The organism is Blautia caccae (assembly GCF_040095955.1).
GTDB lineage: Bacteria > Bacillota > Clostridia > Lachnospirales > Lachnospiraceae > Blautia > Blautia celeris.
On record NZ_JBBMFP010000004.1, the window covers coordinates 279,430 to 295,732 of the forward strand.

A 16,303-nucleotide genomic window follows, 5' to 3' on the forward strand; every position below is an offset into this window, starting at 1 on the left:
TCACCCTTTCTTCTTTTCTTTCCTGTAAAATGTATTCTCCAGGGGCAGTTTTCTCCGCTCCGCCCCATCCAGTCTGTAATAGGCATGGGCACATGCAGGAGCCGTGGGAACAGTGGAGATCTCTCCCACCCCCTTCGCCCCGTATGCCTCTGTGAGCACTTCCGGGGAGGTGACCAGAATGGTTTTGATATCCGGCGCAGCGGTTGCCCTGAAAAGTCCCAGCTTTCCGTAGCTCAGCACAGGCCTTCCGTCCACCATGGGGAAATCCTCCGTGAAGGCATAACCGAGTCCCATGACTACGCCGCCTTCCACCTGTCCCTCACAGGACTGTACATTGATCACAGTGCCCACATCGTGTGCTGCCACAACCTCTGTCACTTTTCCGCTCTCATCCAGAATCACCACCTGGGTCGCATATCCATACGCTATGTGGCTGACAGGATGCTCTTTCGGTGAACCCATGGCATCCGTCTCACCTGTATATTCTGCATAGAACTCCTCTCCCTCCAGCGCTTCCAGGGAACCCTTATCCTGCAGGGCATCCTTTAATTGAAGCGCAGCTCTCCGGGTGGCCTCCCCGGTAAAAAGAGTCTGGCGGGATGCTGTGCTGGTGCCGGAATCCGGAGTGTCAATGGTGTTTGCCTTCTTATGTGTCACCTGGTCTGCTTTCAGTCCCGTGGTCTCACAGACGATCTGGATCGCCACTGTGCCGACACCTTGGCCCATACAGGCAGCGGAGGTGAGCACCTGGACTTTTCCGTCCCGTATCCTCAGGTTACAGCGCCCCACATCGGGGTTCCCCACACCGATTCCGCTGTTCTTCATACAGGAGGCGATTCCCGCATAGGGATGGGAATCATAGACTTCCTTTACCGCCTCCAGGGTCTGCGCCAGGGCACAGTCCGGTGTGGCGATCTGTCCGTTGGGAAGCGTCTGTCCCGGACGAATGGCATTTCTGTAACGGATCTCCCAGGGGGTAATGCCAACCTGCTCTGCCAGCAGGTCCAGATTGAACTCTGTGGCAAAGCAGCTCTGGGTCACGCCAAACCCCCGGTATGCGCCTGCAGGAATGTTGTTGGTGTATACACCATATCCGATGATCTCCACATCCTGATAATTATAAGGTCCTGCTGCATGGGTACAGGCGCGCTCCAGTACCGGGCTTCCCAAAGAAGCGTAAGCTCCCGTATCCGCATAGAGCACTGCTTTCATACCGGTCAGATACCCGTTTTCATCGCAGGCAGTGGTGAAGTCCATTTCCATGGCATGACGCTTCACATGGCACATCAGGCTCTCCGCCCTTGAAAAACGTACTTTCACCGGCCGCTTTAAGAGCCAGGCACAGAGGGCTGCGTGATGCTGCACGCTCATATCCTCCTTGCCGCCGAAGCCGCCGCCTACCAGCATGGATTCCACAACCACCTTCTCCTGGGGAATCTGCAGGATCCCGGATATCTCCCTCTGTTCATCATACACAGACTGTCCTGAGGTATACAGATGCACACCGTCCTCCCCTTCAGGGAAAGCAATGGCACATTCCGGTTCCATAAACGCGTGGTCTGTAAAAGGAAGACTGTAGTGGCGTGTCACAACATATTTAGAATTTTTGATGGCAGTGTCCGCATCCCCGCGGATACACTGTTTCTTTGCCAGCAGATTGCCTTCCTCATGCACCCTGGGTGCATCTTCCTCCAGAGCCTTTCTGGGATCTGTCACTGGCTGCAGTTCCTCCGCATCCAGTTCTATGAGGCTTAACACTTCATCCAGATTTTCCTTATGGTTCACAACGGCAAGCGCCAGGGCATCCCCCACGTATCTTGTGATCCCGCCTACGGGGATCATCACATCCCAATCCTTCTTAATATGACCGCAGATATTTTCCGGCACATCCTCTGCCGTATAGACAGCCACACAGTCCGGATGGGCCAGCGCTTTTTCTATATGAATGCCGTTAATCCTGCACCTGGGGTATGGGGAACGGAGAGCCTTTGCATAGGCCATATCCGGAAGTACGATGTCATCCACATATTTTCCCGTGCCCCGGACCTTTTCCTCTGCGTCCACACGCTTGAATCTGCGGGTTATGCCGCCATCTTCCTCCGCCCCAGGTACTTCACGTTTTTCCCGGAAAAAATCTGCTGCCATGAGAATGGCATCCTCTATCTTCTTATATCCTGTACAGCGGCAGATATTGCCGTGGATGGCCTTTTTTACATCTTGTCTTGAGGGGTTTAAGTTCACATCCAGCAGAGACTTGGCGGAGATGATCATGCCCGGTATACAGAAACCACACTGTACAGCTCCTGCTTCCGCAAAGCAGTGCACATACACCTTCATCTCCTCTTCCGGGATTCCCTCCACAGTCGTCACATGCCTGCCGTCCGCCTTGGAAAGCTTGACCACACAGGCTTTCATCTTCTTCCCGTCCACCAGCACGGTACAGGTTCCGCAGGCACCCTCGCTGCATCCTTCCTTGACCGCGGTAAGGCCCAGCTCATCCCTGAGATAATCCAGAAGCCTGCCCTCCTTCTCGGTTCTGCACTCTTTTCCATTTACATAGAACGTATACATAAAAACCTCCCATCCGGAACCTCCCATATGGTTCCCATTTCCTACACCAATACTTCGTAAACACCCTCATACAGGAGACCCTGCTCCTGCATCATTTTCTCCGTTCTTTCTCTTTCCTGAACCTCTGTGCACCAGGACAGGCCGCATCCGGCTGACACTGCTCTCGGCAGAGGGATCAGCCTTCCGGGAAGCCCCTGTTCCCTGCACATTTTCTCCATTGCCATAGCCCTGGTTGTGGTTCCGAACGTGACCACCAGCTTCAGTGTTCTCTCTCTCATAATTCTGCCTTCCTTTCGCTGCATACGCTGGCTTTGATAGTCTAACTATAACACCTGCAGACCCTTATTACAAGGGATTCGGGACACTTTTTAAAAAATATTTTAGTTAACCTAAAAATTTTTGTAAAAACTTCTTGCAATCTCCAAAAAGTATGCTATGATGGAATTAACAAGAAAAAATGAACCCTGTCAGAAAGGAGCTTTCTTATGGGCAGATTGAAATTACTGAAACAGGTGGCAGCCGGTCTTGCCAGACAGTTCGGACCGGACTGCGAAATCGTCATACATGACTTAAAGACCAAAGACCTGGAACACTCCATCGTCTATCTGGAAAACGGTCATGTCTCCGGCAGACAACTTGGGGACGGCCCGTCGAATGTGGTGCTGAAAGCGTTAAAGGAAACACATCCGGAAAATCTGACGGACAGGGCCGGTTATCTGACCCGGACGGCAGACGGAAGAGTTTTAAAATCTTCCACTTTCTACATAAAAGACGAAGCGGAGGAGCTTCACTACATTCTCGGTATTAATTATGATATTACCAAGCTTCTCACCTTAGAAGCCGCCATCCACAACCTGACGGACACGGATGAGGAGAAAGAAAAAGAAGCCGCCCCGGAGATCACCCACAATGTAAATGATCTTTTAGACCACCTCATTGAGGAGTCCGTAAACCTGGTAGGCAAACCGGTGGCACTGATGACCAAGGAAGACAAGGTAAAAGCCATCCAGTTTCTGAATGACTCCGGCGCCTTCCTCATCACCAAGTCAGGCGACAAGGTGGCAAATTATTTCGGCATTTCCAAATATACTTTATATAGCTATACCGATGTGAACAAAGAAAAGGGGGAACTAAAAAAATGAAAGAAATCCAATGGGCAGAGAACCGTATGCCGAAGACGGCAGACACCTCTCTTCCGATCATGTCACTGGAAAATGTAGCAAAAGCCAGAGCTTTCCACCAGAGCTTTCCGCAGTACAGCAAAACACCGCTTGCAAAGCTTGACCACATGGCCGAATATCTGGGCCTTGGAGGACTCTTCGTAAAGGATGAATCCTACCGCTTCGGCCTGAATGCCTTCAAGGTGCTGGGCGGGTCCTTCGCCATGGCAAACTACATTGCCAAACAGACCCACAGGGATGTAAGCGAACTGCCCTACGCAGTCCTCACCTCTGAGGAGCTCAGAAAAGAATTCGGGCAGGCCACATTCTTCACCGCAACGGACGGCAATCACGGACGCGGCGTTGCCTGGGCGGCAAACAGGCTGGGACAGAAATCTGTAGTCCTCATGCCAAAAGGCTCCACCCAGACACGTCTTGAAAATATCTTAAAAGAAGGCGCAGATGCCACCATCACAGATGTGAACTATGACGAATGTGTCCGCCGGGCAAACGCCATGGCAGAGCAGACACCAAACGGTGTCATGGTGCAGGATACTGCATGGGACGGCTATGAGGAGATTCCATCCTGGATCATGCAGGGTTACGGAACCATGGCTTCCGAGGCCGACGAACAGCTCGGCGAATACGGCTGTGACCGCCCCACCCACATCTTCATCCAGGCAGGCGTAGGTTCCCTGGCCGGAGCCGTACAGGGATATTTCGCAAACCGCTATCCCGACAATCCGCCTGTAGTCGTAGTCATGGAAGCGGATTCAGCCGCCTGCCTCTACAAAGGCGCCAAGGCTGCTGACGGCCGGATCCGTATTGTGGACGGCGATATGCCAACCATTATGGCAGGTCTTGCATGCGGAGAGCCGAACACCATTTCATGGGATATCTTAAAGAACCATGTATCTGTATTTACATCCTGTCCTGACTGGGTATCCGCCAGAGGCATGCGCATGCTGGCAGCTCCCGTAAAAGGAGACCCCCAGGTGACAAGCGGGGAATCCGGTGCTGTGGGTATGGGACTTCTCAGCGCCATCATGGAGCAGGAAGAATACAGGGAACTGCGGGACTTCCTGAAACTGGATGAGAACGCAAAGGTGCTTCTCTTCTCAACAGAGGGAGACACAGACCCCCAGCGTTATAAAGAAATCGTGTGGGACGGAAAACAGTATAATTAATATAAGAAACCATTTTATAATTAAGAATAAATGTATTGGGAGGATATGATTATGGATTACGGTAAAATCAAAGAAGCAGCACAGGGTTACGAGCAGGCTATGACAAAATTTTTAAGGGACCTGGTAAGGATTCCCGGCGAAAGTGTCGGCGAGGAAGGCCATGTAAAACGAATCGAGCAGGAAATGAACGCCCTGGGATTTGACAAAGTTGTCATTGACCCCATGGGAAACATTTTAGGATATATGGGAAGCGGCAAAACACTCATCGGCTTTGACGCCCACATTGATACCGTTGGCATCGGCAACCGTGACAACTGGGATTTTGATCCCTATGAAGGTTTCGAATCCGACACGGAGATTGGCGGCCGCGGTACCTCTGACCAGCTCGGCGGCATTGTCTCCGCTGTGTACGGCGCCAAGATCATGAAGGATCAGGGACTGTTGGATGACCGCTATACCGTTCTGGTAACAGGAACTGTTCAGGAGGAGGACTGTGACGGTCTGTGCTGGCAGTATATTGTAAACGAAGACAAAGTAAGACCTGAATTCGTAGTTTCCACAGAGCCTACAGACGGCGGCATCTACAGAGGCCAGAGGGGCCGTATGGAGATCCGCATAGATGTGACCGGTGTTTCCTGCCACGGTTCCGCTCCGGAGCGCGGTGACAATGCCATCTACAAAATGGCTGACATCCTCCAGGAAGTGCGCGCCCTCAATGAAAACGACGCTGAGGACTCCACAGAGATCAAAGGTCTTGTAAAAATGCTGGACGAAAAATACAACAAAGAGTGGAAAGAAGCCCGTTTCCTCGGCCGCGGCACAGTGACCACATCCGAAATCTTCTTCACCTCCCCAAGCCGCTGTGCAGTTGCAGACTCCTGTGCTGTCTCTCTTGACCGCCGCATGACTGCAGGTGAGACCTGGGAAAGCTGCCTGGATGAGATCCGTGCCCTTCCGTCCGTGAAAAAATACGGCGCAAAGGTATCCATGTACAACTATGAGCGCCCGTCCTGGACCGGACTTTCCTATCCTACCGAGTGCTACTTCCCCACATGGGTCATTCCCCAGGACCACAAAGTGACAGAGGCTATGGCAGCCGCTTACACTGAGCTGTACGGAGAGCCGCGCATTGACAAATGGACCTTCTCCACCAACGGTGTTTCCATTATGGGCCGTTTCGGCATCCCATGCATCGGCTTTGGCCCGGGCAAGGAAGCGCAGGCGCACGCACCCAATGAGAAGACCTGGAAAGAAGACCTTGTAAGATGTGCTGCCGTGTACGCTGCACTCCCCTCTGAATACTGCAGATAACTGCTGCCGAATCATTTGAATTTATATAAAGAAAGGATATCCATACCATGAAAACATTACAGGATTATATTGATAAATTAAACAAACTGAACTTCAAAGAAATGTACGAAAACGACTTCTTCCTCACCTGGGAGAAGACAGATGATGAGCTGGAAGCTGTATTTACCCTGGCAGACGCCCTTCGTTTCATGCGCCAGAACAACATCTCCACAAAAGTATTCGAGAGCGGCCTCGGCATCTCCCTGTTCCGTGACAACTCCACCCGTACACGTTTCTCCTTTGCTTCCGCCTGCAACCTGCTGGGCCTGGAAGTACAGGACCTGGACGAGGGCAAATCCCAGATCGCACACGGGGAAACGGTCCGCGAGACAGCCAACATGATCTCCTTTATGGCTGATGTGATCGGTATCCGTGATGATATGTATATCGGAAAAGGAAATGCTTACATGCATCAGGTTTCCGATTCTGTCAAAGAGGGCTACGAGGACGGCATTCTGGAGCAGCGCCCCACACTTGTAAACCTGCAGTGCGATATTGACCATCCTACCCAGTGTATGGCTGATATGCTCCACATCATCCACGAGTTCGGCGGAGTGGAGAACTTAAAAGGCAAAAAGCTTGCCATGACATGGGCTTATTCTCCGTCCTACGGCAAACCCCTGTCTGTTCCCCAGGGTGTGATCGGCCTGATGACACGTTTCGGCATGGACGTGGTTCTGGCTCATCCGGAAGGATACGAGGTTATGCCGGAAGTTGAGGAAGTGGCTAAGAAGAACGCAGAAAAGACAGGCGGCAGCTTCAAGCGCACCAACAGCATGGAAGAAGCATTCAAAGACGCAGACATCGTATATCCCAAGAGCTGGGCACCATTTGCAGCTATGGAAGAGAGAACCGACTTATACGGAAAAGGTGACTTTGAAGGAATTGATAAATTGGAAAAAGAACTTCTGGCACAGAATGCACAGCACAAAGACTGGGCATGCACAGAGGAACTGATGAAGACCACAAAGGACGGCAAGGCCCTCTATCTGCACTGCCTGCCTGCTGATATCACAGGCTTAAGCTGTGAATCCGGTGAGGTGGATGCCTCTGTATTTGACCGCTACCGTACACCGCTTTACAAGGAAGCCAGCTTCAAGCCATACATCATTGCAGCCATGATCATGCTCAGCAAATTTGATGACCCGGCAGAAGTTTTAAAGAAACTGGAAGAACGCGACCAGCCGCGTAAATTCAAATAAAACAGGTCACTCTGAAAGAAACCGGGACGGGGTCAGGACACCATTACCCTGTCCCTTTCTCTTTTCAAAATGTCAATTGTAAGAACAGGGGGTTTTTACTATGCAGAAACAAAAAATCGTTATCGCTCTGGGCGGCAATGCCCTGGGCAATACCCTTCCGGAACAGATGGCGGCTGTGAAAGTGACAGCCAAAGCCATTGTAGACCTGATCGAGGAGGGCCACCAGGTCATTATCACACACGGCAACGGCCCTCAGGTGGGTATGATCAACAATGCCATGGCTGCCCTTTCAAGGGAAGATGCAGCACAGCCCAACACTCCGCTTTCGGTCTGTGTTGCCATGAGCCAGGCTTATATCGGATATGATCTGCAGAATGCGCTCCGGGAAGAACTGCTGAACCGCGGTATTGACAACATTCCCGTATCCACCATGGTCACACAGGTACGCGTCAATGAAGATGATCCGGCATTTTCCTCTCCTTCCAAGCCGATCGGAAAGTTTTTGGGCGAGGAGGAGGCAAAGGTCATTGCCGAAAAATACGGCCACATCATGCGTGAGGATGCAGGCAGAGGCTGGCGCCGCTTCGTCGCCTCCCCGAAACCTCAGGAGATTGTGGAGATCGGCGCGATCCGCTCCCTGGTGGACTCCGGTGAAGTTGTCATAGCCTGCGGCGGCGGCGGAATCCCCGTGACGCTGAAGGGAAACCACTTAAAAGGCGCCAGTGCAGTGATCGACAAGGACTTTGCAAGCTGCCTGCTGGCTAAAGAACTGGATGCTGACTATCTCATCATCCTTACAGCCGTGGAAAAAGTAGCCATCAATTTCGGCAAAGAGGATGAGACCTGGCTGTCCGCTGTCTCCACCTCTGAGGCCAGGAAATATGCCCGGGAGGGACAGTTTGCCCCCGGCTCCATGCTTCCCAAGGTGGAAGCAGCCATTGACTTCGCTTCCTCGAAGCCGGGGAGAAAAGCTCTGATCACTCTGCTTCAGAAAGCAAAAGACGGAATTGAAGGCAGAACAGGAACTGTCATCTGCGACAGACTGTGACTGCAGATAAAAACACCCGGAAGGCTCATTTCTCCGCTTTGTGCCTGCCGGGTGTTTTTTTACAGACATCCCCGGACATGGCAGTACCCGGGGATGTTATCGGAATCACTTTATTAGGTTGATATTTCTGAATTTTACTTATTTACCACATTTATGGGATGACCCTCCACAAATGCTTTCAGGTCCTCCACTGCAATATCCATGAGCCTCTGTCTGGATTCTCTCGGCGCCCAGGAAATATGCGGTGTAATGATACAATTCTTTGCCTTAAGCAGCGGGTTGTCCCCTCTGATGGGTTCAGTGGATACCACATCCAAACCGGCACCGGCAACTTTACCGCTGTTCAGCGCATCTTTTAGATCCTCTTCCACGATCAGCGGCCCTCTGGAATTATTGATAATGATCACGCCGTCTTTCATCCTTGCGATACTCTCCTTGTTCACCAGCCCCTGTGTGGAGGGAAACAGAGGGCAGTGCAGGGCGATCACGTCCGACCTGGCAAATAACTCGTCCCTGGTCACATATTCCGCGATCTCTCTCCCGCTGTCATTCGGGTATTCATCATTGGCAATGACCTTCATTCCAAGAGCCTTGGCAATACGCCCTGTTGCCTGTCCGATTCTTCCGAATCCCACGATACCCATGGTCTTGTCAGCCAACTCGATCAGCGGATAATCCCAGAAGCACCAGTCAGGATTATTTTCCCATCTGCCCTCATGGACAGCTTTGTCATGATGACCGATGTGATGGCAGATTTCCAGCAGCAGGGCAATGGCAAACTGTCCCACAGCCGCTGTACCATAGGTTGGAATGTTGCACACCGGAATGCCTCTCTCCTTTGCCGTTTCCACATCTACCACATTGTATCCTGTGGCAAGGACTCCCACATACCTGATATTTCTGCAGGCATCAAACACTTCCCTGGGAAGCGGTGTTTTATTGGTTATAACAGCCTCCGCATCACCGATCCTGTCTATGACCTCCTGCATATCCGTAAGGGATGTGCGGTCATAAACCGTCAGTTCCCCCAGTGCCTCCATATCTTTCCAGGATAAATCTCCCGGATTTTCCGTATAACCGTCCAAAACAACAATTTTCATACTCATTTCTTCCTTTCCAAAAAAGCTTCTTTGTGTCAGATCTGTGGATTCTCCGGATGCAGCATGGTGGCAATGACCTTATCCAGCACTTCATCTTTCCAGATATCTTTCCAGTTTTCCCTCATGACCAGACGGTTCCCCAGTCCGATCGCCACTTTGCAGGCATCTGAAACCGGCGGATTTCCGGGAATATATCCCAGGAAGTTTGCGGACAGATTATAAATATGGCCTGTCAGGAAGGAGACTGCTGCCTCCTTGGGTATTCCCCTCTTCACTGCTTCCTCCACGGTCTCCGCCATGGCATACAGACAGGTGGCTCCCAAAAGCTCCACAAGGGTTGGCTCCAAAAATGCGATCTGCTCTGAGGACATGACATATGCATGCTCCACAGGGGCATACATCTGTTTTGCCACCTCTACACACTGGGCAAAACGGTCATCATCGCCCTGGATCTTTGACATGACAATGTCCTGTTTTCCGCCCATTCCGCCAAAGCGGTCCTGGCGCGCCTCAAAGGTATCCTGATCCAGGAAATAGGACGGGTGGCAGGGATGAGCCACACCAAAGGTGCAGTCTTCTCTCAGGGTCAGTTCTCTTGCAACCGCTGCTGCAGGGTCCAGGATAATGAATCCGGTTCCCGGTTTTAACTGTGGCACATAAACAGCGGAGAGTTTGCCGATCAGAGTATCCGGCACAGCAAATACCACCACATCAGCCTTTGCCAGGGCCTCCTCCACAGGAACAGGCTCAAATCCCCTTTCTTTGATGCTCTTAATTCCCGCGTCCGTGGCTTCCACCAGAAGCAGCTCAAATTCTTCCGGTTTCTTTGCCAGATTGTTGCTTGTCCTTGTTCCCATTTTACCGCCTGCACCGATTACACTAACTACGATTTTACTCATTTTATTTTCCTCTTTTCCAATTCCTATATTCTGTCTTTCATTCCTGTCCGGAACGATCCTGCCTGTTACAGATTTTCTTTTACTGTCTTTGCAATGTTCTCGGGAGAGAATCCATAGGCATCAGCCAGCTCTTTTGCAGGGCCGGATTCCCCGAAAGTGGTTAGACCTATGCGTTTTACGAATTTCGGCGCGTTCTCTGCTGAAAGCCTGCTTATGTATGCACCCAGACCGCCGTTAATATTGTGGTCCTCCACTGTCACGATCTTCTCCGCTTTCCTGATAGCCTCAATGATCTTCTCCGGATTCTTTCCATATAAGATGTTAATATCCCCAACCGTTACATTTACACCCTGCTCTTTTAACAGATCCGCTGCTGCCAGGACACGGTCCAGAACAAATCCGCTGGATAACAGAAGTGTGTCATTTCCGTATTCTCTTAAGACAGTAATGCCGTCCGAAGAGAAGGGTGCGTCTTTTTCATACACATTTGCCTCTCTTCCGCTGCCTGCCCTTACATATACAGGTCCATTGATCTTAGCTGCCATCTGTACTGCTTTGTATGTCTGGTAACCGTCTGCCGGAGTCAGGATCGTGTAATTGGGAATGTTGGAAAGGATCCCCAGGTCTTCATAGAACTGATGGGTAACCCCCTCTCTCTCGCCTCCCAAAAGGCCGGAATTGATGCCCACAAACTTTACGTTCAGATTCGGATACGCAACAAAGGTGCGCATCTGCTCACAGGCACGCATGGTCATAAACCCTGCATATGTACCTACAAAAGGGGTCAATCCTGCCGCCGCCAGACCTGCTGCGGTGTCCACTGCATTCTGCTCTGATATTCCCACTTCCACATACTGCTCAGGATACAGCTCTGCAAATTTTGTTGCACGCATCGCTTTTAATGAGTCGGGTGAAACAAACATGATCTTATCGTCATTTGCTGCCAGATCTATAAGCGCCGCAGCAAAGGCCTCCCGCGTTCCCTTGAATTCTGCCATTATTCTGCACCTCCTAATTCTTTTACTGCCTGCTGATACTGTTCCTCTGTGGGAACGCCCTTGTGCCATGCGTTATCATTTTCCATAAAGGAGAGTCCTTTTCCCTTCACACAGTCGCATACAATGACACTTGGTTTTCCCTTTGTCTCTTTTGCTTTTGCAATGGCCGCTTTGATCGCGTCCGCGTCGTGGCCGTCAATCTCCTGGGCATCCCACTGGAACGCCTCAAAACGCTCTTTTATATTGTTGGAGCCAATGGTCTCCTGTACAGAAGCACCGCTCTGCCATCCGTTCTTGTCCACGAATACGATCAGGTTATCAAGCTTGTGGGCCGCTGCGGAATTGATTCCCTCCCAGCACACACCCTCCTGAAGCTCACCGTCCCCGGCAATCACATACACATTGTAGTCTTTCCTTCTGTATTTTCCCGCCAGTGCCATACCTCCGGCGATGGAAATACCGTTCCCCAGGGAGCCGGATGTCATATCCACACCTTTTGTCTTGTTCATGACCGGATGCCCCTGGAATTTACTTCCCAGTGCTCTCAGCTTAAAGTCCTCAATTTTCTCTCCGAAATAACCTCTCTCAGATAATGCCGCATAGTAAATAGGGCATGCATGGCCTTTTGACAGGATAAAACGGTCTCTGTCCTCCCAGTCGGGGTTGGCAGGATCTATTCTCATCTCATCGAAGAAGAGGACTGCCATAATGTCCGCTATTGACAGTGCCGGACCCGGATGTCCGTCCTTTCCTTTATAGACCATATCCACGGCTGTCATCCGAAGATGATCTGCCACCTGTTTCAGTTCTGCGCTGTTCATACGAAAACCTCCTTGAATTTTTATATATTTTATCAGTTACTATCAAACTCCCATAATACCCGGAAGCCAGGTGATAATTGCCGGAATGAAGGTCATTACCAGCAGTGTTGCCACTTCAATGCACAGGTAGGGAATAATCCGTTTACTGATCTTCCCTATACTGGTATTGGCTATACCCGAAGCGACAAACAGGTTCACTGCCATCGGCGGTGTGATCATACCGATGGAGGTATTGATAATAATGATGATACCTAAAGCGACTGGTGATAATCCCAGGGAAGCTGCAATGGGCAGCAGAATCGGGGTTACCAGCAGAATGATGGACTGTGTCTCCAGGAAACATCCCAAAAACAGCAGGATCACATTGATCATCAGCAGCAGTGCCACCTTATTGGTAAACAGGCCCAGTACGCTGGACGCGATAAAAGTGGGGATATTCTGGTTCGTCATAAACCAGGCAAAGGGTGCTGACATGCTGACCACAAACAATACCACCGCTGAACTCACGGTAGATTTACGGAAAATCTCGTAGATATCCTTTAATGTCAGTTCTTTATATACAAATACACTGATGATAAAAGCATACACACAGGCAACCGCCGCGGATTCCGTAGGTGTAAATAAACCGCCGTAAATGCCTCCCAGAATGATCACAGGCATAAAAATGGCGAGGAGTGCCTCTTTAAAAGAGTGAGCAAAGGCTTTTAAAGTAACCTTGCCATTCTCTGCGGCGTCGTATTTTTTACAGATCACAATATTGGTTGCAATCAGCACTGCCGCAAGCAAAAGCCCCGGAATGACACCTGCCATGAACATGGTTCCCACAGATACGGATGCTGTCACCGCATAGGTTACCATGGGAATACTGGGCGGAATGACAACTCCCAGTGTTCCGCCGGATGCTGCAACGGCTGCAGCCACATCTTCCGGGTACCCCTTCTGCTTCATCCTCGGAACTGTGATACCGCCGATGGCAGCGACTGTTGCCGGATTGGAACCGGAGATGGCACCAAAGAATGCGGAGGCCACGACTGTGATACAGGACAGACGCCCGGGTATTCTTCTCATCAGTATTTCAATAAAATCTATGAGCCGTTTGGAAATGCCTCCCTTTTCCATAATGTTTCCGGCCAGTATAAAGAAGGGAACAGCCATCAGAGTAAAATTATCCGCCTGGGTAAACATTCTCTGGGCAACTGCAGGGAGCAGATTCAGGTTCCCGCTGGCTACGATCGCCACGCACACGGCTATTCCCAGGCAGATGGCAATGGGGACTCCCAGAAACAGCATGACAAATAAAACTCCGAACAACATTCCTATAATCATTTTTTCTCTTCCTCCTTCTGCCCGATCTCTTCTGGTTTTTCTTTTCCCGTGACCTTCTCAAATGTATGCCATGCGTAGCAGAGAGCCATAAGGATCAATCCCAGAGGAATGGAGAGATACATGATCCACATAGGCCACCGAAGGCTCGGCGTCACCTGCCCGCTTGCCATCTGTTTCTGCAGAATGGTCACTCCATAATAGGAAGCGAAGATACTGAACGCAACCACCAGGACAGAGTCCAGCACATAAATGATTTTCAGCACTGTCCCGGAGCAGAACAACTCCAGGGCCTCCACGCAGAAATGTTCCCCATTGCATGCCGCAACACCGATTCCGAGAAAAATCACCCATATCATACAGTACCTTGCCAGCTCTTCTGCCCATGGGATCACAAACAAACCGGTGAAACGTGCCACTGTGGCAATAAATATAACTGCGCACATAATAACCATTAACACTACCAGAAGTATTTCTTCCGCTTTCTTTAGTCCGTTAAATAGCTTTTCCAAAATGTCCACTCCTTCTGTTTAGTTAGATGACTGAATTTTCTCTACCAGCTCCTTGTTCAGCTTCAGGCTGTCCAACTGGTCATAGACCGCATCCGCTGCACTCTTCCACACTTCTTTATCCACTTCTGTCACCGTAACGCCTGCTTCTTTCATGTTTTCAATTGCTTCTTTATTATAGCTGCTGCTGTATTCCCTCTGATAATCCTTTGCCTCCTCTGCTGCTTTGTCGAAAGCTTCCTTCTGTGCATCCGTAAACCCATCGTAGGTACTCTGGGCGATCATCAGCACACAGGGGGAATAGAAAATATCAATCATGGAAACGTATTTCTGCACTTCATACACCTTGGCGGATTCTATGATGGCAATGGGGTTTTCCTGTCCGTCCACGGTTCCCTGCTGAAGCGCTGTGAAGATCTCACTCCATGCCATTGGTGTTGCTGTGGCACCCAATGTCTGGTAGGTTGCCATATGTACGCTGTTTTCCATGGTACGGATCTTCATTCCTTTTAAGTCTTCCGGTGTTTTGATCTCCTTTTTGTCGTTGGTCACCTCACGGAAACCATTCTCCCAGAAGCCAACGCCCCTGATTCCCTGGCTCTCCAGCTGACCCAGAAGGGAAGTTCCGATTTCACCGTCCAATACTTCATAGGCATGTTGTTCATCTTCAAATAAGTAAGGGAGGTCCAGCACCGCAAAGTCAGAGACAAAGTTCGGTATGGGTCCTGTGGATATGAGGCACATCTCCTGTACTCCCATCCCCACATTTTCCATCATGTCTCTTTCATTTCCCAACTGGGAGTTTGGATAGATATCAAGTGTCATCTCACCGTCGCTGTACTCCTCCAACAGCTTCTGCATTTCCTGCAGACCTTTCACATAATGACCTTCGGGAGCTGTGGTGGTTCCCACCTTCAGGCGCAGTGTGGCGCTGTCCGCCCCAAGCATGGTGTCTTCACTTTTCGTCCCGCTGTCGGATGTACTTTTGGAGGACTGCGTCCCAGAGGCATCTGCGGTTCCTCCTCCGCCGTTATTTCCACATGCAGTCATAACGCCTGCCAATGTTACAGTCAGAATTGCTGCTAAGATCTTGTTTTTCATGTCCATTCTCCTTTTCTCTCATTTCATTTGTCGTTCGTTAAACATCTGATGTTTTATGTATATCATTTATCGACTGATTTGTCAATGAATTTTCCAAACTTTTTTCTATTATATGTGTATTTTGTTAAATATAAATAAATTACCCATGGAAATCTTATGCATAATATCTTATATCTAATATTTGACGTATGATGATTCTCCATGATAAGATAGTTACAACAACTAAACATTTTTGACTTTTGAGAATAATAATAGATTCGGAGGTGAATATTTGAGTAATTTATTTGAAGCAAGCAAACGGGAATCCGCTGTCGATCTGGTTGTAAACAGTATTAAACAGCTCTTAATGGAAAGGACCTTAAAACCAGGCGATAAACTTCCCAGTGAGTTGGAGATATCCGAAGAACTGCGGGTGAGCCGCGGGTCCGTCCGGGAGGCGATGAAGATTCTTTCTGCTTTCGGACTGGTGGATATCCGGGTGGGCAACGGTACTTATGTCTGTGAAACACCGGGAAATACCACTATGGATTCCCTTCTGTTCAGTTTCTTTATCTCCAATCCGCAGATTGATGACCTCTATGAGTTCCGACATATCTTTGAAAACGATATTCTTACTATGATTCTGGAACACTACGATGACAATGGAAAAGAGAGAAAAGCGCTCCGTGATAATCTGGAGCAGTTAGAGCGCCTGATGGCCAACAGCGCATCCGACAAAAAGCTGTCAGAAAATGACCTGGAATTCCACAGAATTTTAGGCCAGGCATCCAAAAATCTCCTGGCTGAACGGGTTTATAATTTTATCATAGACTTTATGGAACCCTCCATTGCTGCCACCCATAAGGGCCGCAGCGGAGAGATTGTCTATGAAATTCATCGCGATATTGTGGATTTGATCGAATCAAAAGACGCGGGCAGAATTGATGAAGCCATCACAAAATCCGTAGATACCTGGTCCATACTCCAGCCTTCCCTGAATCCATGGGGAGAATAAGGATTTCCGCCATTTGTTTGACGTATTATGTTTTTTTTGA

At 49.9% G+C, this 16,303-nt stretch carries 15 protein-coding genes; 6 read left to right on the plus strand and 9 right to left on the minus strand.

The window, feature by feature from the left end; translation table 11 throughout:
• Positions 1 to 2,571 (minus strand): selenium-dependent xanthine dehydrogenase, encoded by a 2,571-nt coding sequence (gene xdh, locus WMO65_RS06390; protein WP_148392193.1) that lies wholly within the window; start codon positions 2,569 to 2,571, stop codon positions 1 to 3.
• A 41-nt stretch (positions 2,572 to 2,612) separates the two neighbouring features.
• Positions 2,613 to 2,849: a putative Se/S carrier protein gene (locus WMO65_RS06395; protein WP_033142948.1), complete on the minus strand. Its 237-nt coding sequence runs from the start codon at positions 2,847 to 2,849 to the stop codon at positions 2,613 to 2,615.
• A 207-nt stretch (positions 2,850 to 3,056) separates the two neighbouring features.
• Here WMO65_RS06395 and WMO65_RS06400 point away from each other — a divergent pair, with 207 nt between their 5' ends.
• The 5 genes from WMO65_RS06400 (at position 3,057) to arcC (ending at position 8,518) form a co-directional block, all read left to right on the plus strand.
• On the plus strand, positions 3,057 to 3,713 hold the full coding sequence (locus WMO65_RS06400) for a helix-turn-helix transcriptional regulator (RefSeq protein ID WP_033142947.1): 657 nt from the start codon (positions 3,057 to 3,059) through the stop codon (positions 3,711 to 3,713).
• Positions 3,710 to 4,918, plus strand: a complete 1,209-nt coding sequence (gene dpaL, locus WMO65_RS06405) for a diaminopropionate ammonia-lyase (protein ID WP_148392191.1) — start codon at positions 3,710 to 3,712, stop codon at positions 4,916 to 4,918. The genes WMO65_RS06400 and dpaL overlap by 4 nt, the downstream gene beginning before the upstream one ends.
• 45 nt (positions 4,919 to 4,963) lie before the next feature.
• Positions 4,964 to 6,229, plus strand: a complete 1,266-nt coding sequence (locus tag WMO65_RS06410) for a YgeY family selenium metabolism-linked hydrolase (RefSeq protein WP_334295324.1) — start codon at positions 4,964 to 4,966, stop codon at positions 6,227 to 6,229.
• 47 nt (positions 6,230 to 6,276) lie between these two features.
• The gene (gene ygeW / locus WMO65_RS06415; protein WP_033142944.1) at positions 6,277 to 7,470 is read left to right on the plus strand and encodes a knotted carbamoyltransferase YgeW; all 1,194 of its coding nucleotides are present in this window, start codon (positions 6,277 to 6,279) and stop codon (positions 7,468 to 7,470) included.
• 100 nt (positions 7,471 to 7,570) lie between these two features.
• Entirely contained in the window at positions 7,571 to 8,518 is a 948-nt protein-coding gene (gene arcC, locus WMO65_RS06420; protein ID WP_033142943.1) for a carbamate kinase, read from the plus strand.
• Between the two features lie 134 nt (positions 8,519 to 8,652).
• Here arcC and WMO65_RS06425 read toward each other — a convergent pair whose 3' ends face one another.
• The 7 genes from WMO65_RS06425 to WMO65_RS06455 all read right to left on the minus strand — a co-directional run bounded on the left by WMO65_RS06425 (position 8,653) and on the right by WMO65_RS06455 (position 15,269).
• Complete coding sequence (locus WMO65_RS06425) at positions 8,653 to 9,618, minus strand: D-2-hydroxyacid dehydrogenase (RefSeq protein WP_033142942.1); 966 nt, start codon at positions 9,616 to 9,618, stop codon at positions 8,653 to 8,655.
• 35 nt (positions 9,619 to 9,653) lie between these two features.
• Entirely contained in the window at positions 9,654 to 10,517 is an 864-nt protein-coding gene (locus tag WMO65_RS06430; RefSeq protein ID WP_033142941.1) for a phosphogluconate dehydrogenase C-terminal domain-containing protein, read from the minus strand.
• A gap of 65 nt (positions 10,518 to 10,582) precedes the next feature.
• Positions 10,583 to 11,515, minus strand: coding sequence for a transketolase family protein (locus WMO65_RS06435; RefSeq protein WP_148392189.1), 933 nt, complete (start codon positions 11,513 to 11,515; stop codon positions 10,583 to 10,585).
• A complete protein-coding gene (locus WMO65_RS06440) occupies positions 11,515 to 12,336 on the minus strand; it encodes a transketolase (RefSeq protein WP_033144144.1) in 822 nt (273 codons plus the stop codon). Before WMO65_RS06440 ends, WMO65_RS06435 begins: the two co-directional genes overlap by 1 nt.
• 42 nt (positions 12,337 to 12,378) lie before the next feature.
• Positions 12,379 to 13,662, minus strand: coding sequence for a TRAP transporter large permease (locus WMO65_RS06445; protein WP_207727950.1), 1,284 nt, complete (start codon positions 13,660 to 13,662; stop codon positions 12,379 to 12,381).
• Entirely contained in the window at positions 13,659 to 14,171 is a 513-nt protein-coding gene (locus WMO65_RS06450) for a TRAP transporter small permease (RefSeq protein WP_033142599.1), read from the minus strand. Before WMO65_RS06450 ends, WMO65_RS06445 begins: the two co-directional genes overlap by 4 nt.
• An 18-nt stretch (positions 14,172 to 14,189) precedes the next feature.
• Entirely contained in the window at positions 14,190 to 15,269 is a 1,080-nt protein-coding gene (locus WMO65_RS06455; protein WP_033142598.1) for a TRAP transporter substrate-binding protein, read from the minus strand.
• 271 nt (positions 15,270 to 15,540) lie between these two features.
• On the opposite strand from WMO65_RS06455, the gene WMO65_RS06460 reads away from it, so the two are divergent.
• On the plus strand, positions 15,541 to 16,263 hold the full coding sequence (locus WMO65_RS06460) for a FadR/GntR family transcriptional regulator (RefSeq protein ID WP_103733231.1): 723 nt from the start codon (positions 15,541 to 15,543) through the stop codon (positions 16,261 to 16,263).
• The last annotated feature ends 40 nt before the right edge of the window (positions 16,264 to 16,303 follow it).